Here is a 22,636-nt window from a genome sequence, read left to right on the forward strand (position 1 = left end):
CAATATGCCTTGGTGCCACAGGAAAACGTCACAAGGCTTTCAATCCCTCTAGACCCCCCCTAATTCCCCTGATAAGCGGCTGGCATGCTTAAAATCCACGACATCACATATTCGGTAGAGGGTCGCACCCTTTTTGAAAACGCAACCGTCACAATTCCGACAGGCCACAAAGTTGGCATTGTCGGACGCAACGGCGCGGGCAAATCCACGCTGTTCAAATTGTTGCGCGGGGAACTGGTCTTAGAGACAGGTTCCATAGAGTTGCCCTCACGCGCAAAGATCGGCGGCGTAGCCCAAGAGGTGCCCGGCAATGAGGTGTCTTTGCTCGACACGGTTCTGGTCGAAGACAAAGAGCGCGCCTCTTTGATGACCGAATCCGAGACAGCAACAGACCCCATGCGCATCGCTGAAATCCAAACGCGTTTGGCTGATATTGACGCGTGGAGCGCCGAAGGCCGTGCTGCAGCGTTGCTGCGTGGTCTTGGGTTCACCGAAGACGAAATTCACATGCCGTGTTCAGCCTTTTCTGGCGGTTGGCGGATGCGTGTGGCGTTGGCTGGTGTTTTGTTCGCGCAGCCTGACTTTTTGCTGCTCGATGAGCCGACCAACTATTTGGATCTTGAAGGCGCTTTGTGGCTTGAGACCTATCTTGGCAAATACCCGCACACTGTGCTGTTGATTTCGCACGACCGTGCGTTGCTCAACCGTGCCGTGAACTCAATCGTACATCTCGAAAGCAAAAAGCTGACGTTGTATGCGGGCGGCTATGATGATTTCGCCAAAACCCGTGCGGCCAAACGTGCTGTGCAAGCGGCTGCGGCCAAGAAACAAGATTTGGCCCGCGATCACCTGCAAAGCTTTGTGGACCGGTTTAAAGCCAAGGCTTCAAAAGCCAAACAAGCGCAGTCTCGCGTGAAAATGCTTGAAAAGATGGAAAAAATCACTGCGCCGGAAGATGCGGCGCGTGTCGTTTTCACGTTCCCCGAACCAGAAGAATTGTCGCCCCCCATCATCAATATGGAAGGCGCGTCTGTCGGCTATGACGGCAAACAGATTTTGGGCAACCTTGATTTGCGCATCGACCAAGACGACCGCATCGCTTTGCTCGGCCGTAATGGTGAAGGCAAATCGACCCTGTCGAAACTTTTGTCCAATGCGCTTGATCCAATGGGCGGAAAAATCAATCGCCACAACAAGTTGCGCATTGGTTTTTTTGCGCAGCACCAAGTGGAAGAGTTGAATTTCGCCGAAACACCATTGCAGCATTTGACTGCGGCGATGCCCGGTGTGTTTGGGCCAAAACTGCGCGCCAAACTGGCTGGATTTGGCCTTGGTGCCGATCAAGCTGACACTGAAGTGGGTCGTCTGTCTGGTGGGCAAAAAGCACGCTTGTCGTTGCTGCTCGCCACATTGGACGCACCACATTTGTTGATCCTCGATGAGCCAACCAACCACTTGGACATTGAAAGCCGCGAAGCGCTTGTCGAAGCGTTGACGGCCTACACTGGTGCGGTGATTTTGGTCACGCACGATATGCACTTGCTCAGTCTTGTGGCGGATCGTTTGTGGTTGGTCAAAGATGGCCGTGTGTCGCCATATGATGACGATCTTGACACCTACCGCAAGCTTTTGCTGCAAGGTGACGACAAGATGAAAATCGAACGCAAAGCCAAGGTGAAAGCCAAACCTGCTGCGCCAGTCAAACGGGTGTTTACGCGCGATGAAATCCTTGCGTTGCGATCAGAAGCGCGCAAATGTGAACAGCGTATGGCAAAAATCAACGATATGGCCAAAAAGCTTGAGATCAAGCTGGCCGATCCGGCGCTGTATGATGACAAACCCTCTGCCGTGATGTGGCAAAAGAAATACAACGAAGTTTGCGCCGCAAAAGATCGCGCCGAAGAACTTTGGATGGCGGCACTGGAAAAACTGGAAAAGGCTGAAAAATAACCTTGGATCTGCAATTTTTGATAACGGCGTTTTTCACGCTTTTTGTCATCATTGACCCCATCGGGTTGATGCCACTGTTTGTGGCATTGACCACGGGAAGCACGACACGTCAACGTCGCTCTATTGCACTGCGCGCAGTCAGTATCGGCTTTGGCATTCTTGTTTTGTTTGGATTTTTTGGCGAAGCCGTGCTGGAGTTTGCGGGTATTTCCATGGCGGCCTTTCGCATTGCAGGTGGGCTTTTGCTGTTTTTAACAGCGCTCGACATGCTGTTTGAACGCCGGACCAAACGCCGCGAAGACCAAGCCAATCAACCTGATATCGACGATGATGATCCATCTGTGTTTCCACTCGCCACCCCGCTGATTGCTGGCCCCGGTGCGATTGCATCGATGATTTTGCTCACAGGTGAAACCAACACGACGTTAGAATTTGCATCAGTTTTTGTCGTGCTTGCCGTCGTTTTACTAATCGCTTTGACCCTGTTTGTTTTGGGCGGATTGTTGGAACGCGCTTTGGGCCCCACGGGCGTTAATGTGGTCACGCGTATTCTGGGGATGCTGCTGACAGCGCTGTCGATCCAATTCATTTTGGATGGTTTGCGCGATGTCGGCGCTTTGCCCTACTGACATCCGTGATCAACATCCCTATCTAGGGGCATGGACAGTTTTAACACACCTCGGTTTTTCTATCTGGCAATTTTGCTGGGCGCGCTCATCTTTTATATGGTGGTCGCCAACAGACGTGCTTTGGGGCAAATGATACGCCACGCCATTTTATGGGCGCTGTTGTTCATCGGCGTTATGGCGGGATACGGGCTGTGGCAAGAACTGTCACCCCGTCTTGCCCCTGTTCAAATCACCCATGGCAATGGTGTGATCGAAATTCCAAAAGATCGCAGCGGGCATTTTGTTTTGATCGCCGAAGTGAACGGCGAACCTATCGAATTTCTGGTCGACACGGGGGCGACCACTGTTGTGTTATCGCGCTCTGATGCCGAAAAATCTGGAATAGATTTAGACAATTTAGCATTCACGGGCATCGCAAATACCGCGAATGGCACAGTTGAAACAGCCGCGATCAAAATAGACACGCTCAACGTCGGTGGCGTGCAAGATGACAATGTACGCGCTTATGTGACAGGCGGTGAATTGTTCGGATCGCTCTTGGGTATGTCGTATTTACAGCGGTTTGAAAAGATTGAGATCACGCGTGAAAAACTTATCCTAACACGCTGATTTAAATTACTCTTCTGGCTTTGGGTGCTGGGCTTTCATTTGCCACTTGCCACTTTCTTCGGACCAATACTGCGCCTCAGTCCCTGCATCCGTTAAGCTTTTCCATTGCCCTCGTGCATGTTCAAGTCCAGCCGAGTCATGACCATCAAACAAGATACAAACACGGTCCGCAGCGGAGATTTGATCGGGTGTCACATCAGCACCGCCAACGCACATGATGCATGTCGCGTCATTGCCGCCCATGCCTGTGGTCAGCAAAACAGGCTGCGCGTTATCATGCGCGCCGCCTGCAATCCCGTGAGGCAAAAAACCCGCGCGCCGCCACAAGGCAGCATCGAGGGTTTTAAGCTGGGCATCATCGCGACCGCGCACCTCAACACGCCACCCTGCCCCAAGTGATTTTTCAACCAATGTGGCCAAAGTCACTTCGAGAGGATTGCGCGTGAGGTGATAGAAAAAGGCCGCTCCCATTTGAATTACGCCTCGTCTGCAGATGTCGTGTCTACTGGCATCAAATCATCCACCAAACGGTTGAGCGCCAAAACGCCCCAGCCAGTCGCCCCTTTGGGCGCCAAATCAGTGGGTTCTTTGACAGATGCCACGCCCGCGATATCAAGGTGAATCCACGGCGTGCCTTCTTTAACAAAGCGCTGTAAATACTGCGCCGCGGTGATAGAGCCACCTGCCCGCGTGCCAACGTTTTTCATGTCAGCTATGTTGGATTTCAATTGATTGTCATAGGCTTGCCCCAAAGGCATACGCCATGCGCCCTCGGATTCCTTTTCGGCAGATTTCAAGAACGCTTTGCAAAAGGTATCATCGTTGGAAAACACGCCGGCGTTTTCATGGCCCAAGCCCACAATAATAGCGCCCGTCAAAGTGGCCAAATCAATCATGCCACGCGGGTCAAACCGCTCTTGCGCGTACCACATGACATCACACAAAACCATGCGCCCTTCGGCATCGGTATTGATGATTTCAACAGTATCGCCCTTCATCGTTTTGATCACATCCCCAGGGCGGATCGCATTGCCATCGGGCATGTTTTCAACGATGCCCACAAGGCCAACCACATTCGCAGGCGCTTTGCGCAAAGCGAGCGTTTTCATCACGCCAGAGACAACGCCAGCGCCGCCCATATCCATGGTCATGTCTTCCATGCCACCCGCTGGTTTGATCGAAATGCCACCAGTGTCAAAAACAACGCCTTTACCAACGAGTGCCAGCGGCGCTTCATCTTTGCCGCCTTTCCACTGCATCACCACAACCTTGGATGGGCTGCGCGACCCTTGGCCAACAGCCAACAATGTGCGCATGCCAAGTGCTTCCAATGCGTCTTCATCAAGCACTTCAACGTCAACACCAAGGCTTTCCAAGTCCTTGAGACGCTTGGCAAATTCAGTGGTGGTCAGCACGTTGGCAGGTTCAGATACCAGATCGCGGGTGAAAAACACCCCTTCAGCCAAAGCGGTCACACCCGCCGTGTCGATTTCGTCCACCTTGGTCACAGCAAAGGTGACGGTTGGCACCTCTGTCGCGGGGCCTTCGGATTTGTGATCGGTAAAAGCATAGGCTTTCAGCAGCGCGCCAAGAGCAACTTCAGAGGCGCGTTTGGTCGGCCCAACCAAGACCAATGTGTCTTTTTTGTTCAAAGCGCCGCCAATCGCAGCCCCTGCTTTGCGCGCCAATTCTGTGTTGGCAGAACGGGGCAATTTGACAACCTGCAACGCCTCGGCAGCAAGCCCGACAGGGAATGCAAGGTCCATCGCGGTACCTTCTGTCAGTTTTTCAAAGGCCTCACTTTCGACAAAGCGCGCCAAAGCGCCTTTGGTCAATCGGTTCAAACGTCGCGCTGGCGCACTCATTTTTCCATCACTCGGAATGACCACAGCCACGCGGCCTTTGGCCGTTGCAATGGCGTCCAAATCGGTTTCGATCACCTTTAATGTGGCTGGTGTGGTCATGACATGCTCCTGTTTTGTGGAATTGGCGCGGCGCACCAAAAAGGTCTGTTTTGCAATAGGTAGCGATCCTGAGCGCGCATTGCCAGAGGGGGCGACCCAGCTTTGTGCGCGATGCACCGCTTGCCCTCTCAATTTAGGGGTGCATTATGGGTTTCCGACAGACGAGCGAGCGGATAAAGTCATCAAATTAACGCGCCTTGGGGATCATTTTGGGTAGATTCGACAAATACTTGCTCCAACAGCTTATGCTTTTGTTTGGGTTGTTTTCCCTGATCCTTGTTTTGGTGTTTTGGGTGAACAAAGCTGTCAGCTTGCTCGACACAATGATGGGCGACGGGCAATCCATCGCAGCCTTTCTTAAAATCACATCCCTTGGCTTGCCGATCTTGATCGCAGATGTCCTACCAATTACCGCCTTTATCGCCGCCGTGTTTACGGTCAATCGCATGAGTTCAGAATCCGAGTTGATTGTGGTGCAAGCGTCAGGGTTTAGCCCATGGCGTTTGGCGCGACCTGTGTTGGTGTTTGGCTTTATCGCATCTTTGATGGTGGCCAGCGTCACCCACATTCTTGGTCCCATGGCCCAGCATGAATTATCCGTCAAGCAAGCCGAATTGTCGCGCGATGTCACCGCACGCTTGTTGACCGAGGGTACCTTTGTGCACCCTGTTACAGGCATCACATTTTATGTGCGTGAAATCCCACCATCGGGTGAATTGCTTGATATCTACCTGTCTGACAGCCGCAGTAATACCCAGCGCACCAATTTTTTAGCCCGCCGCGCCCTGATCGTCAAAGAAGACGACGGTCCCGTGCTATTGATGTTTGACGGAGAATCCCAAAGCTACAATGTGCAAAGCAAGAAACTGGCCGTCACGACGTTTGACAGTTTCGCATACGGCTTGGGCGACCTTTTGGGATCCGCATCGACAGGAACACGCCAACTGCGCGCGATCCCAAGTCAAGAATTAATCATGACACCAACACAAATCATGACAGAGACAGGGGCAACACGCGTTGAACTGCGCAAAACGGTCCATGAACGGATGGAAAAAGCGCTTTTGGCCACCGTTGCCCCCCTCATCGGCTTTGCTGCCTTGATCGCAGGCGGATTTTCACGCTTTGGGCTTTGGCGGCAAATCTTTTTGGCCTTTGGTTTATTGGTGGTCGTCAAATCAATCGACAGTGCTGCCATTTCTGCAGCACGGCGCGCCTCTGAAAACTGGCCACTTTTATATGTGCCCATTTTGGCAGGGCTGGCGATCGCGGGTGTTTTGCTGTGGTATGCAGCCAACCCGAATGTGTTACGCAAATTGCCACCACGCGCCGCAGGAGACACGCCATGATCTTGCATCTGTATTATGTACGCCGGACATTAAGCGCGCTTGCGACTGTGATTTCCATCTTGGTTATTTTAATCTTGATGATTGAAATGCTTGAGCAAATTCGGATATTTGGCAGTGTAGATTTGTCTTTGAGCACGCTGTTTTATCTATCGATGCTGCGTGTTCCATTTACGCTGTACACTATTTTTCCAGTGATCGTGGTCATCTCAACATTGGTGTTGTTCTTAGGATTGGCGCGGACGTCTGAGTTGGTGGTCACCCGTGCTGCAGGGCGATCTGCCATGCGCGCGTTGCAAGCGCCACTGTTGGTCGCCTTTTTATCCGGTGTTTTGGTGGTCGCGGTTTTAAACCCGATTATGGCCACAACATCACGTCAGTATGATCAACTCAAAGCCAAATATCGCGATCAAAAAACACAAGTTTTCTCTGTGTCAGATGAAGGGTTGTGGCTGCGTCAAGGCGATGAAGATGGGCAAATTGTGATCCGTGCGCATCAGTCAAATTTCGACGGATCAAACCTGTTCGATGTGACGTTTTTAGGCTTTGCGCCAGATGGAAAACCCGCATTTCGCATCGAAGCCGAAAGCGCGCAACTGACCCCAGGACTGTGGCAGATCAAAAATGCAAAACGCTGGCCGTTAGGGACAACAAACAATCCCGAAGCCGCGTCCGAGCTTTTTGAAATGCTAGATTTACCAACATCTTTGACGCTCGACGAAATTCACGACACCTTTGGCACGCCGTCTGCGGTGCCAATTTGGAAAATTCCTGAATTCATCAACCGCTTGGAAAATGCCGGTTTTTCCGCCCGCGCTTATCGCATGTGGTTGCACTCTGAACTGGCCTTGCCACTAACATTGGTCGCGATGATGTTGATTGGCGCGGGGTTCACCATGCGCCACACGCGGTTTGGCAACACAGCCACTCTTGTGATGACCGCGCTTTTGTTGGCCTTTGTCTTCTTTTTCTTACGCAATTTTGCATCCATACTGGGCGAAAATGGCGAAATTCCCATCATGCTTGCCGCATGGGCTCCCCCCTGCGCTGTCATTTTTGCAGCGCTGGCATTGCTGTTACATTTGGAGGACGGATGACACTGAACGCTGTCACACCCGCTTTGACCCGTACGGCTTTGCGCCATGCTGTGTCTGGTTTCACACTGGCCAGCATTTTGGCCGGAGCACCGTTTTGGATGGGGTCTGCCACCGCTCAAACATCTGGTGCCCCGCGTCCTACGGCCCAAACCGGCACCAGTCAGTCAGGCACTGAACAAGCCACAGCACTATTGGCCGACAGCGTTAATTTCACGGGCACGCAGTTGATTGCATCGGGCAATGTCGAAGTGCATTATGGCACCGCCGTGTTGACCGCGCAGCGCATCGTCTTTGACAGAGCCAGCGGATCCTTAACACTTGATGGCCCAATTCATTTGTCCGACAACAACGGCGCCACAGTTATTTTGGCCTCAGCCGCGCAGCTGGATACAGATTTGCGCAATGGCATTTTGACGTCGGCACGGCTGGTAATTGACCAACAATTTCAACTGGCAGCTCAAAGCATGCAGCGTATTGACGGGCGGTACACACAGTTGTCGCACACCGTCAGTTCGGCTTGTCGGATATGTGAAAACAGCCCAATCCCTGTGTGGCAAATTCGCGCCAAAGAAGTGGTCCACGACGGTCTCACCCGCCAGATTTACTTTACAGATGCGCAGTTTCGCCTCTGGGGTGTGCCTGTGTTTTTCCTACCTCGGTTGCGCTTGCCTGACCCGACACTCAAACGGGCGACAGGATTTTTGGTGCCAGAATTGCGCAGTTCCTCAGATCTTGGCAGCGGCATTCAAATCCCATATTTCATTGCCATTGGCGATCACCGCGACCTGACGGTTTCACCCTATTTGTCATCGCACACCCGCACCCTTGATTTACAATACCGGCAAGCTTACCGCACAGGTACATTAGAGGTCACAACCGCCGTGACCAATGACGACACCCAAGATGATTTGCGTGGTTATATGTTTGTCCAAGGCCAATGGGACATCGGTAACGATTTAAACTTTGGCATCGATCTGCGGGCCACGTCAGACATTTCCTATTTGCTTGATTACGATGTGTATAGCGGCGACAGACTGACTTCACGCATTTGGGTTGATCGGTACAGCGCGCACAATGCTTTTGATGCACAGCTGACCAGTATTCGCACCCTACGGGATTCAGAGGTCGCTATTGAAGACACCTTGCCGTTCTTGCTGGGGGATATATCCTACAAACACCAGTATACACCGCAATCCCTTGGTGGCACGGCGTGGTTTGAGCTGTCAGGTTCAGGGTATTATCGCACCTCAGATGACGACATTGATGGCATGGATGTGATGCGGGCCAGTGCCGAAGGTGGCTGGAAAAACAGCACCACATTCGGGCCAGGGTTTCGTCTGGATGGTATGACGTCTGTCACAGTGGACACTTACGCCATCACTCAAAACAGCAGCTATGACTCTCTTGTCGGGCGCGTGACGCCCGCCGCGCAACTGCGTCTGTCTTACCCGCTGGAGCGCATTACAAAAAGCGGTGCCCATCAAACGATAGAACCCATTGCCCAACTGTCTTGGGCAGATAGCTATGGCAGTGCCGTGCCAAATTCAGACAGTGTTTTAACCGAATTTGACTTTGGAAATCTGTTCTCAACGTCACAGTTTGCTGGGGCAGATCGACGCGGCGAAGGGGTGCGTGGCGCATTTGGCTTAAAGTTCACACACACCAACCAACGCGCCATCTATGGGTTTAGCTTTGGGCGTATCATCGCATTGCAAGACGACACAAACTACACGCAAGCCTCTGGTCTTTCACAAAAAGCGTCAGATTACCTCATCGGGGCGTCTATGCAATTGGATCAAAACCTATTGATCAATAGCCGTGCTTTGGTGGACAGTGATCTGTCACTCACCAAATGGGAAACCCGTCTTGATCTGATCCGATCACGTTACAATATTGGTCTGGTGCATTCCTATGTGATTGCCGACGCTGATGAAAATCGCGACACCGACTTGTCCGAGCTCAGTATGGACAGCACATTCCAAATCAAAGACAATTGGACAGCCTCGGTCGACTACAGATACGATTTTGAAGAATCCAAAGCCGCATCAGCAGGCCTTGAGCTTGAATATTCCAATGAATGCGCACGGGTCAAATTTGGGGTCTCGCGGCGCTTTACCGACACAGATTCACTTGATCCTACAACGAATTATTCCATTGCAATCGGGTTTGGGGCTTATGGCAATCAAAGCCAATCAACACAAGGCACCTGTGGGATTTGACGCCTAGAACAGCGGACGTAATTGGCCGCTTGGCCCGCAGGGTAAAACAGCATATGAAAGAACAAATGACCCAAATAAAAGACACGAGGGCAGCTATGACATTGAAGAGCATTCGATCACAGGTCACAGGCCAAACGCCGCGCTTTACGCGCTTCATGCAAGCGGGCTGTATGGCCGCTTTGGCCTTGTGCAGCACAGTGACAAGTGGCACAGCGCAAAACCTATTCGCACCTGCAGCGCAGGTGAACGATTCCGTGGTAACCGTTTATGAAATGCAGCAGCGCGTACAGCTTATGTCTGTGCTCGGCGGCGGCATAACACCCAAAGTCGCCCTTGATACATTGATTGATGAGCGGATCAAAAAAGACACTGCAAAACGCTACGAGATTGAACCAAACAAAGACGACATCGCTGCGGCTATCACAGACTTTGCCAAGCGTGGCGATTTGGCCCCAGAACAATTGCTGTCTTTGCTGGCCCAAAACGGTGTTTCCTCTCAAAGTTTTCGCGATTTCGTCGTTTCTGGTCTGGCGTGGCGCGATTATGCGCGAGCCCGCTTTGCCGCGCGGGTGAACGTCAGCGAAGCCGATATTGATCGTGCGCTGCGTGACAACGGCCCCTCTGGCGGGCTGATGGTGTCTATGTCTGAAATATTCCTCCCTGCACGTGATGATGCCGAACGCGCGCAATCCGAACAATTGGCCAAACAAATTGCGGCCAATCCGTCGATTTCCGCCTTTGCGGCCGCTGCACGCAAATACTCTGTCGCCCCAAGTCGTGAAAAATCAGGCCGCATGACGCCGTCCCCCATCGGCAACTTGCCGGGACCATTGCGCGCTGCAGCAACGACCCTAAAACCGGGTGAAGTGTCTGCGCCGCTGTCAACAGGCAACGCGATTGGCATTTTCCAACTGCGGTCTTTGGCGGAAATCAACACCCCCACACCAACAGCGGACAGCATCGAATATGCCGCGTATTACATCGCGGGTGGGCATTCCGAAAAAGGTCTCGCAGCGGCGGCAAAACTGCGCGCGCGCATCGACACCTGTGATGATCTATATGGCATTGCGAAAAACCAACCTGCCGAGGCTTTGGACATCGACACCTTGCCCATGAGCCAAATCCCAACAGATGTTGCAAAAGAACTTGCGCAGCTTGATCCGGGCGAAAGTTCAATTGCATTGACCCGTTCAAACGGGGAAACATTGGTGTTTTTGATGCTGTGTGAACGCACTTTTGAAAGAACCGCCAGCGTTGACCGTGAGGCTGTGAAAACCCAAATTCTCAGCACGCGCATCGGTGCTTTGGCAGAAAGCCATCTGGCAGAACTGCGCGCAGATGCGACGATTGTGATCAAATGACCGCGCAGCAGCCAAGCGCCAAACGACCGCCAATCGCACTCACCTGCGGCGAACCCGCAGGTGTAGGCCCTGAACTTGCGATAAAAGCGGCACATTTGATGCAAGGCCGCGTACCATTTTTTTGGATCGGCGACCCGCGTCACTTGCCCGTGGGCACGCCCTTTGCCGAAATCACTGATCCAGCACAAACCTATGACGTTCCTACCGGTATTTTGCCTGTTTTGTGTCATGAATTTGTCGCCCCTGCAGAGCCGGGAGAAGCCAACCTTAACAACGCCCAAGGGGTCATTGACGTGATCGCACGGGCTGCAGAATTGGTGCAATCTGGCCACGCCAGCGCCATGTGCACAGCGCCCATCAACAAGAAAATTCTCAAAGATGGGGCTGATTTTGCCTACCCCGGTCATACGGAATTTCTAGCCCATTTGGGCGGCACTGATCATGTTGTGATGATGCTGGCCTGCCCCGAATTGCGCGTTGTACCAACGACGATACACATCGCGCTTGCAGATGTCCCCGCTCAATTTACGCCAGACCTTTTAGAGCAAACCATCCGCATCACCGCCGCAGATCTTGCGCGGCATTGGGGTATCACTGCCCCGCGCATTGCCATTGCTGGGCTTAATCCCCATGCCGGCGAAGGGGGTGCTATGGGCCACGAAGAGCTGGATTGGATGATCCCGTTGCTCAACAAATTGCGCGCACAAGGCTTTGATCTAAAAGGGCCAATGCCGCCAGACACCATGTTTCACAGCAAAGCCCGCAAAGCCTATGACGTGGCGATATGTGCCTATCACGACCAAGCCTTGATCCCGATCAAGACCATCGATTTCGACGGCGGCGTGAATGTCACGCTGGGACTGCCGTTCATTCGCACATCGCCGGATCACGGCACGGCCATGGACATCGCAGGGCAAGGTATTGCCAATCCGACGTCTCTCATTGCCGCGCTGAATATGGCGTGGGATATGGCCACGCGCAGCGCCCCAAATATCAGCGCATAAGGATCAAAGATATGACCACTTTCGACGGGCTACCGCCCCTGCGCGATGTGATTCAAACCCATGGATTGGTTGCTAAAAAATCGCTCGGGCAAAACTTTTTACTCGATCTCAATTTGACCTCAAAAATCGCGCGCCTTGCGGGGGATTTGACCAAATGCGATGTGCTTGAAGTTGGCCCCGGTCCCGGTGGTTTGACACGCGGACTTTTGGCCGAGGGCGCACGCAAAGTGCTTGCCGTGGAAAAAGACAGTCGTGCGATGGGGCCTTTGTCAGAAATTTCAGATGTTTATCCGGGACGGCTTGAAGTCATCAACGCCGATGCTTTGGACATCAACCCGCTTGAACAGCTGACTGCGCCCGTGCGCATCGTGTCCAACCTACCTTATAATGTCGGTACAGAGTTGTTGATCCGCTGGTTGACCCCGCCAACATGGCCGCCATATTGGGCGTCTTTGACGTTGATGTTCCAGCGTGAAGTGGCCAATCGCATTGTCGCAAAACCCGGCAATAAAACATATGGTCGTCTCGCGATTTTAAGCCAATGGCGCACCACACCGCGTTTGGTGTTGGAACTTCCGCCTGAAGCCTTTAGTCCGCCGCCAAAAGTCCACTCTGCCGTTGTTCATTTTGAAGCGTTGGAAAAACCACGCTTTGAAGCTGACGCAAAGGTTTTGGAACGCATTGTTGCGGCTGGGTTTAATCAACGCCGCAAAATGCTGCGTGCGTCATTAAAGGGTGTGAAGCCCGAGATCGAAGACGATTTACGCGCTGCGGGCATTAAACCAACAGACCGCGCAGAACAAGTGTCGCTTGAGGGCTGGTGTGCCTTGGCACGTGAGATTGCCAAAACCTAACGCGCATACCCTACCCCGCGCAGGCCTTTCCAGACGCCAGATAAAAATGCCAGACATAAAAAAACCCGCCAAACGTGGCGGGTTTTTGCACTTTCAGATACTCGAAAAGTCGCGTTATTCAGCGGCTTCTGGTGTATCGCCAGATGGCTGTTGTACAACCTTAGCAACAGGCTTCTTTTTTGCCTTTGGTGCGACTTCAACAGTGTCATCTGTTGGGGTGGCATCGGCTTTGGGCGCACGTGGAGCACGGGGTTTGCGCGGTGCACGGGCACGTTTTGGTTTGGGTGTTTCTTCTTCGGGAGTTGCCACAAGACCGCTGTCTGTCGTGTCAGACGTATCAACAGCAATCGACGCTGCGATATCAGGTTGATCGCCCTCACCCGGAACGGCTACGACGCGCGGCTGTTCGTCTGTGTCTTTACGTGGGCGACGATCATTACGATCAGACCGTTCATTGCGCTCGGTGCGTTCAGGACGGTCGGATCGCTCTTGGCGCTGCTCATTGCGCTCTGGACGCTCGCCATTTCGTTCTGCACGCTCGGCACGTTCAATACGCTCGGCTTCTTGACGGTCACGGCGCTCTTGTTGTTCACGTTCTTGTTGTTCGCGCTGAATGTCCAACTCTTTTTGAGCGGCCCCAAGCAAACGGGTATAATGTTCAGCGTGTTGTTGGAAGTTTTCGGCTGCAACACGGTCGTTGCTAAGCTGCGCATCGCGCGCCAATTGATTGTATTTTTCGATGATCTGTTGCGGTGTACCGCGCACTTTGCTCTCTGGACCAGAGCTATCAAACACTCTGTTGACGACATTGGTCGCAGAGCGATTGTTATTGTTACGGTTGTTCGGTTTTGACCGCGAACGATTTTTCGAAGATCTCATATGATTTGCTTTCGCGCCTATTTGCGCCGGATCTTTGGCCCGGCTTACCTAAAATTTGGCCTATAAACTGGCCCACAAATCCGCCTAAACTGCTTCATGTCCTTGAGGACTGTTGAAGGAGCAAGCAGAGTTTTGGGTGACTGCGTGGGGGAGTATATCCCGCCGTTCGCTCACCTGAGTAAACATGTTCAGTAGATTCTTACAACCCAATTATGGGATTATACGCCATTTCGCAGTGATTTTATCAATATATGGCGATATTCGTCTGTGAATCTTACGATTTCCTGTCGCAAGGCGATCATTGTCGTGGTGCAACGGCACAAACAACGCGGTCCCGTCCATCAAGATCTGCCACCACACGCACGCCCTTAAATCCCGCTGCCATCATCAAATCAGCCACAGCAGCACCTTGGGTCGGACCGATTTCAAGCAACACACGGCCACGTGGGGATAAAAAATTCAACGCTTGATCCGCAATAATGCGGTATGCCGTCAGCCCATCTGCCTCATCCGTCAACGCCAAACGCGGCTCATGAGACAGTTCGTGCGACAAAGCCTGCATCTCATCCAAAGCAATATAGGGCGGGTTTGAGACGATCAGATCAAATGTGCCGCTCACATCGGTAAACCAGTCAGACGGGCACCAGCGCGCCTGTTTTGTCAGGCCCAATTGAGTTGCATTTTGCTGTGCCACCTCAAGCGCTTTTGGTGAAATATCGCAGCCCAACCCCTTGGCCAAAGGTTGTTCAGCCAAAAGTGTTAAAAGGATTGCACCAGACCCAGTCCCCATATCCAGAACCGATGAAAAGGGTTGTAACAGCGACTGTTCGACCAAAATTTCGGTTTCTGGCCGCGGGTCAAGCACATCTGCGGTCACGCTAAAATCGCGACCATAAAAACTGCGTCGTCCCAAGATATGGCTGACAGGTTCGCGGGCCGCACGGCGTGCAATGCAAGTTTCAAACGCGGTCTGCGCGGTTTGATCGATTGGTTCAGGCGCCACCATGGTGATGCGGCTGGCGTCAATGTCCAACACATGTGCCATCAAAATACGGGCATCACGCGATGCGCCCGCAATGCCTGCGTCACTCAATTGCCGCGTCGCCAAAACAAGCGCGGCCTGGATTGTTAGCGGCATAGAAGCAGGCATTATTGGCCCATTTCCGCCAAAAGTGCGGCTTGATGATCAGAAATCAGCGCATCGATGATCTCGTCCAAATCACCGCCCATGATCGCATCAAGTTTGTACAGCGTCAGATTGATCCGGTGATCCGAAATGCGCCCTTGCGGGAAGTTATAGGTGCGAATGCGTTCAGATCTGTCGCCTGATCCGACCTGCGATTTACGATCTGCAGACCGTTCATCGTGAATTTTTTGCCGCTCAGCATCATACAAACGCGCTTTGAGCACGTTCATAGCAATCTCGCGGTTGCGGTGCTGCGATTTCTCAGCAGATACAACGATGATCCCTGTGGGCAAGTGGGTGATGCGTACGGCAGAATCGGTGGTGTTGACGTGCTGTCCTCCCGCGCCTGACGCACGCATGGTGTCGATGCGAATATCACCCGGCTGAATGTCGATATCGACGTCTTTGGCCTCGGGCAACACAGCAACTGTCGCGGCAGAGGTATGCACCCGCCCGCCACTTTCGGTTTCCGGCACGCGTTGCACACGGTGCACACCAGATTCGAATTTCATCCGCGCAAACACGCCATCGCCAACGACATTGGCAGTGACAGATTTCACCCCACCAAGATCGCCCTCGGACAGTTCAATAATGTCGAATTTCCATTTCATCGCCTCAGCATACCGCTGATACATACGCAGTAAATCACCCGCGAAAAGCCCAGCTTCATCGCCGCCTGTTCCGGGGCGAATTTCCAAAATGGCGGACCCATTGTCAGCGGCATCTTTGGGCAACAGCGCGATTTGCAGCGCGTCTTCGATGATCGGCAATTGCGCGGTGAGTTCTGGCAATTCGGCTTCTGCCAGCTCTTTCATATCAGGGTCATCGAGCATCGCTTTCGCGTCTTCGATGTCTTGCGTGACTTGCAGATAATTGCGCACTTGATCGACGACGGGACGCAGTTCGGCATATTCGCGCCCTAAGGCAACGATATCGCCCTCGCCGGTCGACATGGAGGCTTCGATAAACTCAAAGCGCTGGGTGATTTGGTGTAAGCGTTCTTGTGGTATCATAAAAGATGTGTTGCCCGCTCAGGCGCACAGGGTCAAGAGGCCATAGAAATAGAATGGCCTCTTGCGTGATTTCAAACGACCTAAAGACCTGCGGCAGCGCGCCATGCCGCAATGCGTTTGGCATTGACGCCCATATCACTTTTGCCAAAGCGTAAGCGGGCAAAAACGGCCACATCCGCGCCATCTGGTGTTTCGCGCACACCAATCGTGGTGACATCGGGAAAACCCCACAACAGGCTGCGCGTTACATATGACAAACGCCCCTCTTGTAACGACCCTGCCAAAAGCGTGGTGCGTGGGGTGGATTGGGCCACTGACGCAAACGCATCCAAGGCCACTTGGGCCTGCAATGGTGCGGTGAACCTGTCTAGCGCACCGCCTTGTGCCGGTGGCTGAACTTCAAACGGATCAACGTGCCACGTCTCAGAACGCATTGGCGATAGGCGCACATAGACCTGAGCCGCGATCAAAAGCCCTAAAACAAGACACCCAAACAAAAACATTTTCACTTATCCCTCCTAAAAGTGTCGCAACGCGACCTTTACGGTTTCCCATACAACTATTTAGTGGAGAAACCATTTCGACAAGCGTTTTCAAACAAGACCCTGTCATGCAAACGCCCCCGATTCATTGAACCGAGGGCGCTTTTTCTCATGTGGGAAAGCCTAAGCAATTCCTATGAAAGATTTAGAAGCGGTAAGCGATTTTCGCAGAAACAGTTGTCGCTGACAAATCACTAGTGCTGTTGTCGAATTCGTTAAAGTCGTTTTGCAAAACTTCAAAGCCTGCAACAACTGCGTCGGACAAAGCGTAGTCTGCACCGATACCGTAGCTAACACCTGTGTCAGAGTAGTCAGTGCCGCCGATAGTTGCGTTGGCGTAGTTTGCGCCGGCGATGCCGTATACAACGACGTTGCCAAGATCATAACCAGCACGCAATTTCAAACGTGTCATGTCGTCAACAGCAACTGTTGCGTTTTCAATGTCGGATTTAGCGTACTCAAGCTCACCACCGACAACCCAGTTGCCCAAGTCGTAGTTGTAGCCGCCAAACAGGCCGTATGTCGCGTCGTCAGCATCATCAGCTACGTCTGAACCCCAACCGTAACCAGCAGCCGCACCAGCGTAAAAGCCAGTCCAGTCAGTGCCAACAGTTTGAACGGGAACAGCGACTGCAACAGGTGCTTCAACAACTGTTGGTGCTAGGCTACCTGCAAGTGCTGGGCCAGCCAAAACAAGTGTGGATGCGGATGCGAGTGCAAGTGCGAAACGTTTCATATCTATTCTCCTAATCACCTCGAACATGAGGTGGTGATTGTGCTGCACGGGACAGTGTGCCCTGTGCTTATGACCGGACAGATATACTTTTTATTTCAAGTCTCTAGGGGGGGATTGATCACACTCACGTGAGAAAATTGTGATCCGCGCAATCCCGCACAAAGACTGTGTTTTTGTGCGGGATTGGGCCATTTTTCGGCGTAGTTTAGCGCATCACAAGCGAGTTTTAGCCTGCATTGCGTTCTTCAAGGTCCATCCATTCTACCTCGACCGCTTCAAGCGCTGTTTGACGCTCTGCAAGCATTTCAGTTGCTTTGGCAAATTTGACAGGATGGTCGGTAAACAGGTTTGGATCCGCCATAAGATCACCGATTTTGGCAATCTCAGCTTCGATACGCCCGATCTCAGCTGGCAATTCTTCCAAGCGATGCTTTTCAGTAAATGACAGCGTGGACTTTGGCGCTTCTACAGGTTTTTCAGCCGATTTTTGTTTCGACTTCATATTCACTGTGCTGACGGTCTTTTGCGCTGTTGCTTTGCGTTGGCGTTGGTAATCAGACCAGCCACCGGGGTAAACTGTCGCCTGCCCGTCGCCTTCCATCGCAATGGTTTGCGTGGCCACACGGTCGATGAAATCACGATCGTGCGAAACCAGCAAAACAGTACCGGAAAAATCAGTCAGCAGCTCTTGCAGCAAATCCAGCGTTTCAATGTCCAGATCGTTGGTCGGCTCATCGAGCACCAACAAGTTGGATGCTTTCGCCATGATTTTCGCCAGCAAAAGCCGTGCTTTTTCACCACCAGACAGCGCAGACACAGGCGCGCGCGCTTGAGCATCGGAAAACAGGAATTCTTTCAGATAACCGACAACATGTTTGGGGTGTCCGCGCACCATGATCTGATCTGCGCGCCCCGACACGGTCAGGTTTTTCTCGGACAGCAAAGCTTCCCACAGCGTCAAATCTTCGCGGATGTTGCTGCGGGTCTGGTCAAACACAGCCACGTCCAATTTGGTGCCAAGTTTGATCTCGCCCGCATCGGGTTCGATTTCGCCTGTGAGCATTTTCAGCAGTGTGGTTTTGCCAACACCGTTCGGGCCAACAAAGGCGATGCGATCGCCGCGACCAATTTTGATGTCGAAATTGCTGAGAATTTGTTTGTCGCCAAAGGCTTTGGCAACACCGTTGGCTTCAACCACGCGTTTGCCCGACACTTCGGAGACTTCCAAATCCATCGCGGCGGCACCTTGGCGATTGATCTGCCCTGCCCGCTGTTCGCGCAAATCTTGCAAAGCGCGTACGCGGCCTTGGTTGCGTGTACGGCGTGCAGAGATGCCTTCGACAGCCCAACGCGCTTCGGCTTTGATTTTGCGGTTTAGTTTGTGGCGTTGTTCGTCTTCTTCTTCCCACAATTTATCACGCCAAGCTTCAAAGGCTTCAAAGCCTTCTTCTTGACGGCGCACTTGACCGCGATCCACCCAAAGCGTGGCTTTGGTCAAACGGTTCAAAAACGCCCTATCGTGTGAAATAATCACATAAGCGGTGCGTGTGGTTTTTAATTCTTCTTCGAGCCATGCGATGGCTTGGATGTCTAGGTGGTTGGTCGGCTCGTCGAGCAACATCAATTCGGGTGCTTCGGCCAAAAGTTTTGCCAAAGCGGCACGGCGGCGTTCCCCGCCAGATGCTGTCGCGATCAGACCCTCAGGATTAAATTTCAACCCTTCGGCGACCATGTCGACCTTGTAGCTTTCCATGGGGTCAAGCTCAGAGGCGGCAAATTCACCCAGCGTGGTGAAGCCTTCCATCTTGGGCTCTTGTTCCATGTAGCCAACAGTCGTGCCAGGGCCAAGCACACGGGTGCCTTTGTCGGCCTCCATCAAGCCAGCCATGACTTTCATTAAGGTGGATTTACCCGATCCATTGCGTCCCACCAAAGCGACACGGTCGCCCTGTTGAACCACAAGATCAAGGTTATCGAACACCGGATCGCCGCCGAAAGTCAGGGAAATACCGGAGAGTTGGAGTAAGGGTGCGCGTGCCATGAGCATCCGCTACTGCGCCGCGCGACAAAGGTCAACTGGGATTGCGCCTGTTAGCCTGTCACAGCACGCAAAAGACGTTTTCTGGCAGCAGGAATAGATTTGATTTCCACCCCAGTGAACACATGCATTGTGCCCAGATCGCGGTCTACAACCGCATGATCAGACACCCACCCCCCCATCATCAGATAGGTTTTCAACAAAGGCGGCATCGCAAGTGCGGCGCGTTTCGCGTTGGGTTTGCGGCGCAATCTGGCCGCGAATTTGAACACATCGGGCGCTTTGATCCGCGGGATCAACCCTTTTGGGCCAAGATGACGGTGTTTGAGCATGGCCAATGCATCGGCATGCACGGCCCAATCAGTGCCATGAAAGCTTGAGCACCCAAACAACATATCCACATCGTGATCATCCACATAGGTGGTCATCGCCCCCCAAGCGATGCGCAAAATATCGGCGTCACGCCAATCGGGATGCACGCAAAATCGGCCCATTTCCACCATGCGGCCTTGATAATCAGCCAACGCATCAAGCCCATAATACTGTGCGGAATAGCTTTTTGTAATGCTGGCACCGCTTTCGAGATCAAGAAACCGGAAACAACACACAAGCTGACCAGAGGCGCGATCTTCGATTAAAACATGTTTGCACAGATCATCGAACGCATCCAAATCCAGACGCTCGTCACCTGCCCCATGATCACCCACATGTTCATCCCTATGCAAATCGCTGCTTTGCGGCGAGACAAATGCCAAATACCGCAAACGCTGTGCGGCGGCGATATCGCTGCGCGCGCTGGCAATGCGGACGGTGTATCGAGATTTGCGCAAGTTCAACATAGGGCGACCTTGTATGTCATCCGCAAAACGCGGCGTGATGTGACTAAACGTGAATATGGATGTCTTGGTTCTAGCCCACAAGGTATGACAAATCTTTGACACTCAATGCCACTGCCAAATACGTGGTTCAAGAACCAAACACTGGCGATTTGCACAAAAACCACTATCTATCCCAACAGATACGACACGCACACAAACGCCAAAGGAAAGCCTATGCCTGACGACACATCCAAACCTGTTCCACAGTCCAACGCCTCTCAGGCTGCCAAAGTCGAAAAGACAGACGCGCAATGGCAAGAGATTTTGGACGCAGACACCTATCAGGTGACACGCCAACACGGTACAGAGCCCGCCTATTCGCATCCGGGATTTCCAAAAGCGGCAGGCACATTTCATTGTGTGTGCTGTGGCGCTGAACTGTTCACGCAAGAAACGAAATATGAAAGCCACTGCGGCTGGCCTGCGTTTTATGCCCCCAAAGACGGCGCGCCTGTGGGCGAAACACATGACACCTCGCACGGCATGTCCCGCACAGAAGTGCATTGCGATACATGCGGCGCACATTTGGGACATGTGTTTCCAGACGGTCCAAAGCCAACAGGCACGCGGTACTGCATCAACGGTGTGGCGTTGCACTTTGAACCCAATGAGAACGCCAGCGACAAAGATGAAGCGTAACGCTCATTGAAAATGTAAAGCGGCGAAAATGCAAAACGGCGGCCCACAAGGACCGCCGTTTTCATATAATCTCTCAAACTGAGAACGTCACAGGCCGCGGTTATTGCAGCAATTGATCCGCAGACAAGTTGCCGAAGTTGCCGAACAACTGATCCAAGAAAGTCGTACCTTGGACGTTCGCTGTGGTCACACGCCGTGACAGCGCCACCACGCGACCATCTTCAAGACCAAAGCGTTCCACATTGGTCACAACACCACGGTCGTTGAATGAGATGGCCAAAACTTGCCGATCAATCTCTTTGGGCGCAAATGCACCAATATGTTTGAACTGCGACCGCACATAGTACCAACCTGAACTTTCCAACAGCCCTTCGGCTTGTGGTGTTCCGATCACCTCACGTACAGTGTCTTTGGTGTCTTTGCCGACAGTGATTTGTGCCAGCACATCATCCTTGGGAATGTACCCGTGATTGCGGAATTGTGCCACACAGGCGCTCAGTGACACAGCGGCCACCAGCATCAAAAGTATTTTTGACACCACACCAAACCAAAGTGTCACGCGTCGTGTCATATTATATTTGAGCATAAGCCCCTCTTGCGTTGTGCCGTCTTGCCTTTTAATCGGCTTATACGACCACTGCCCGGCGATCAAGGAGAACGCACCTATGTCTTCAAACGGTACACAAAACAGCCTAAACACTTGGGGCAGCGCAATTCGCTTGTCCGATTTGTCCGCTTCGCGCTCGCACAACTTTATTTTGGTGCCTGACGCCGAACAATTAAAAGCCCTGCGCGATACACTTGGCCTGCAAGGGCTTAAAAAAATGCGATTCGAAGGCACATTGATCCCTGCATCCAAACGCGATTGGCAGCTTGAGGCCAAAATCGGCGCTACAGCCGTGCAATCTTGTGTTGTCACCCTTGAGCCTGTCACATCACGCGTCGATGCGCCTGTGACCCGACTGTACAGCGCGGCCTACAAAGACCCCGCACTGGCGACGGCAGAGAACGAAGATGACATAGAAACGCCCGAAGATGACAACGTGGAACCGATTCCCGTTGCGTTGAAATTATCAGATGTGGCCATGGAAGCATTGGTGCTGGCCCTGCCAGACTACCCCCGCGCCCCCGATGCAGCCCTGCAAGAAACGCAATTTTCCAAGCCTGGGACCGACGCAATGACCGATGCAGAAACAAAACCTTTCGCTTCTTTGAAAAGCCTACGTGACAAGCTGGAAAAAGACGACTAAGACGGGCCATCAATTCGCTGCAAACAAAGGTCTTGCAACATACGCAATTCTCAGTATGTTCCCGGCCTCAATTGCACGTTGGGATTTGGTCGTTGCGCATCTAAAAATGCGCCGTCAAATTGCCGATAAATAAAAGGGGCACGGCCCCACAGTTCGGGGCGTTTGCCCCCATAAATTCGAGGTTGTGCCAATGGCAGTCCCAAAGAGTAAGATCACCCGTTCACGTGGCGGACAACGCCGTTCACACGATGCTTTGGTTGCTGGCAACCCTGCAGAGTGTAACAACTGTGGTGAGCTTAAACGCCCCCACCACGTTTGTGGCGCATGTGGCCACTACGACGATCGTGAAATCGTAGCGAAAGCTGACGACATCGACTACGACGAAGACGCTGCATAAACTCAACCAATAGAGTATCAGAATGAGCGCACAGAACCCAACCGAGAC

At 52.6% G+C, this 22,636-nt stretch carries 22 protein-coding genes; 12 read left to right on the plus strand and 10 right to left on the minus strand.

All coding sequences use genetic code 11. The features are described 5' to 3' along the window. The first annotated feature begins 84 nt into the window (after positions 1–84). Genes BM025_RS17120 through BM025_RS17130 form a run of 3 tightly spaced genes read left to right on the plus strand, consistent with a single transcriptional unit; the run spans position 85 to position 3,188 of the window. Positions 85–1,950 carry an ABC-F family ATP-binding cassette domain-containing protein gene (locus BM025_RS17120; protein ID WP_085847612.1) on the plus strand — a complete coding sequence of 622 codons (1,866 nt, stop codon included), beginning with the start codon at positions 85–87 and terminating at the stop codon, positions 1,948–1,950. Positions 1,951–1,952: 2 nt separating this feature from the next. After that, positions 1,953–2,579, plus strand: a complete 627-nt coding sequence (locus BM025_RS17125) for a MarC family protein (RefSeq protein ID WP_085847613.1) — start codon at positions 1,953–1,955, stop codon at positions 2,577–2,579. A 30-nt stretch (positions 2,580–2,609) separates the two neighbouring features. Beyond that, positions 2,610–3,188 (plus strand): retropepsin-like aspartic protease family protein, encoded by a 579-nt coding sequence (locus BM025_RS17130; RefSeq protein ID WP_085847614.1) that lies wholly within the window; start codon positions 2,610–2,612, stop codon positions 3,186–3,188. A 6-nt stretch (positions 3,189–3,194) separates the two neighbouring features. Here BM025_RS17130 and BM025_RS17135 read toward each other — a convergent pair whose 3' ends face one another. Further along, positions 3,195–3,659, minus strand: a complete 465-nt coding sequence (locus tag BM025_RS17135; protein ID WP_085847615.1) for a DNA polymerase III subunit chi — start codon at positions 3,657–3,659, stop codon at positions 3,195–3,197. A 5-nt stretch (positions 3,660–3,664) separates the two neighbouring features. Continuing rightward, complete coding sequence (locus BM025_RS17140; protein WP_085847966.1) at positions 3,665–5,152, minus strand: leucyl aminopeptidase; 1,488 nt, start codon at positions 5,150–5,152, stop codon at positions 3,665–3,667. A 209-nt stretch (positions 5,153–5,361) separates the two neighbouring features. Between BM025_RS17140 and BM025_RS17145 the strand changes: the two genes are divergently transcribed. From BM025_RS17145 to rsmA, 6 genes are all read left to right on the plus strand, one after another. Then, a complete protein-coding gene (locus BM025_RS17145) occupies positions 5,362–6,498 on the plus strand; it encodes an LptF/LptG family permease (protein ID WP_139204593.1) in 1,137 nt (378 codons plus the stop codon). Further along, a complete protein-coding gene (lptG, locus tag BM025_RS17150; RefSeq protein WP_085847617.1) occupies positions 6,495–7,592 on the plus strand; it encodes an LPS export ABC transporter permease LptG in 1,098 nt (365 codons plus the stop codon). Before BM025_RS17145 ends, lptG begins: the two co-directional genes overlap by 4 nt. Beyond that, positions 7,589–9,811: an LPS-assembly protein LptD gene (locus BM025_RS17155; protein ID WP_170842222.1), complete on the plus strand. Its 2,223-nt coding sequence runs from the start codon at positions 7,589–7,591 to the stop codon at positions 9,809–9,811. Before lptG ends, BM025_RS17155 begins: the two co-directional genes overlap by 4 nt. A 65-nt stretch (positions 9,812–9,876) precedes the next feature. Beyond that, positions 9,877–11,172, plus strand: coding sequence for a peptidylprolyl isomerase (locus tag BM025_RS17160; protein ID WP_211753590.1), 1,296 nt, complete (start codon positions 9,877–9,879; stop codon positions 11,170–11,172). Beyond that, a complete protein-coding gene (gene pdxA / locus BM025_RS17165) occupies positions 11,169–12,176 on the plus strand; it encodes a 4-hydroxythreonine-4-phosphate dehydrogenase PdxA (RefSeq protein WP_085847620.1) in 1,008 nt (335 codons plus the stop codon). Before BM025_RS17160 ends, pdxA begins: the two co-directional genes overlap by 4 nt. Before the next feature lie 11 nt (positions 12,177–12,187). After that, complete coding sequence (gene rsmA / locus BM025_RS17170) at positions 12,188–13,030, plus strand: 16S rRNA (adenine(1518)-N(6)/adenine(1519)-N(6))-dimethyltransferase RsmA (RefSeq protein WP_085847621.1); 843 nt, start codon at positions 12,188–12,190, stop codon at positions 13,028–13,030. Between the two features lie 114 nt (positions 13,031–13,144). On the opposite strand, the gene BM025_RS17175 is transcribed toward rsmA, so the two are convergent. From BM025_RS17175 to BM025_RS17205, 7 genes are all read right to left on the minus strand, one after another. Further along, complete coding sequence (locus BM025_RS17175; protein WP_085847622.1) at positions 13,145–13,909, minus strand: DUF4167 domain-containing protein; 765 nt, start codon at positions 13,907–13,909, stop codon at positions 13,145–13,147. A gap of 298 nt (positions 13,910–14,207) precedes the next feature. Beyond that, on the minus strand, positions 14,208–15,047 hold the full coding sequence (gene prmC, locus BM025_RS17180) for a peptide chain release factor N(5)-glutamine methyltransferase (protein ID WP_085847967.1): 840 nt from the start codon (positions 15,045–15,047) through the stop codon (positions 14,208–14,210). 11 nt (positions 15,048–15,058) lie between these two features. Then, the gene (gene prfA, locus BM025_RS17185; protein WP_085847623.1) at positions 15,059–16,108 is read right to left on the minus strand and encodes a peptide chain release factor 1; all 1,050 of its coding nucleotides are present in this window, start codon (positions 16,106–16,108) and stop codon (positions 15,059–15,061) included. 80 nt (positions 16,109–16,188) lie between these two features. Further along, positions 16,189–16,611, minus strand: coding sequence for a DUF1499 domain-containing protein (locus tag BM025_RS17190; protein WP_085847624.1), 423 nt, complete (start codon positions 16,609–16,611; stop codon positions 16,189–16,191). Between the two features lie 184 nt (positions 16,612–16,795). Continuing rightward, complete coding sequence (locus BM025_RS17195) at positions 16,796–17,386, minus strand: outer membrane protein (protein WP_170842224.1); 591 nt, start codon at positions 17,384–17,386, stop codon at positions 16,796–16,798. Positions 17,387–17,612: 226 nt separating this feature from the next. Then, positions 17,613–19,427 carry an ABC-F family ATP-binding cassette domain-containing protein gene (locus BM025_RS17200; RefSeq protein WP_085847626.1) on the minus strand — a complete coding sequence of 605 codons (1,815 nt, stop codon included), beginning with the start codon at positions 19,425–19,427 and terminating at the stop codon, positions 17,613–17,615. A gap of 50 nt (positions 19,428–19,477) precedes the next feature. After that, positions 19,478–20,263, minus strand: coding sequence for a GNAT family N-acetyltransferase (locus BM025_RS17205; protein WP_085847627.1), 786 nt, complete (start codon positions 20,261–20,263; stop codon positions 19,478–19,480). Between the two features lie 213 nt (positions 20,264–20,476). Here BM025_RS17205 and msrB point away from each other — a divergent pair, with 213 nt between their 5' ends. Then, positions 20,477–20,941, plus strand: a complete 465-nt coding sequence (msrB, locus tag BM025_RS17210) for a peptide-methionine (R)-S-oxide reductase MsrB (RefSeq protein WP_085847968.1) — start codon at positions 20,477–20,479, stop codon at positions 20,939–20,941. Positions 20,942–21,041: 100 nt separating this feature from the next. On the opposite strand, the gene BM025_RS17215 is transcribed toward msrB, so the two are convergent. Next, on the minus strand, positions 21,042–21,527 hold the full coding sequence (locus BM025_RS17215; RefSeq protein ID WP_244515892.1) for an outer membrane protein assembly factor BamE: 486 nt from the start codon (positions 21,525–21,527) through the stop codon (positions 21,042–21,044). A 79-nt stretch (positions 21,528–21,606) separates the two neighbouring features. Between BM025_RS17215 and BM025_RS17220 the strand changes: the two genes are divergently transcribed. Together BM025_RS17220 and rpmF are read left to right on the plus strand one after the other, a co-directional pair. After that, positions 21,607–22,191, plus strand: a complete 585-nt coding sequence (locus tag BM025_RS17220) for a YceD family protein (RefSeq protein ID WP_085847628.1) — start codon at positions 21,607–21,609, stop codon at positions 22,189–22,191. A 190-nt stretch (positions 22,192–22,381) separates the two neighbouring features. Further along, complete coding sequence (rpmF, locus tag BM025_RS17225; protein WP_085847629.1) at positions 22,382–22,588, plus strand: 50S ribosomal protein L32; 207 nt, start codon at positions 22,382–22,384, stop codon at positions 22,586–22,588. Positions 22,589–22,636 lie beyond the last annotated feature (48 nt).

This window comes from Pacificibacter marinus (assembly GCF_900109555.1).
GTDB lineage: Bacteria > Pseudomonadota > Alphaproteobacteria > Rhodobacterales > Rhodobacteraceae > Celeribacter > Celeribacter marinus_C.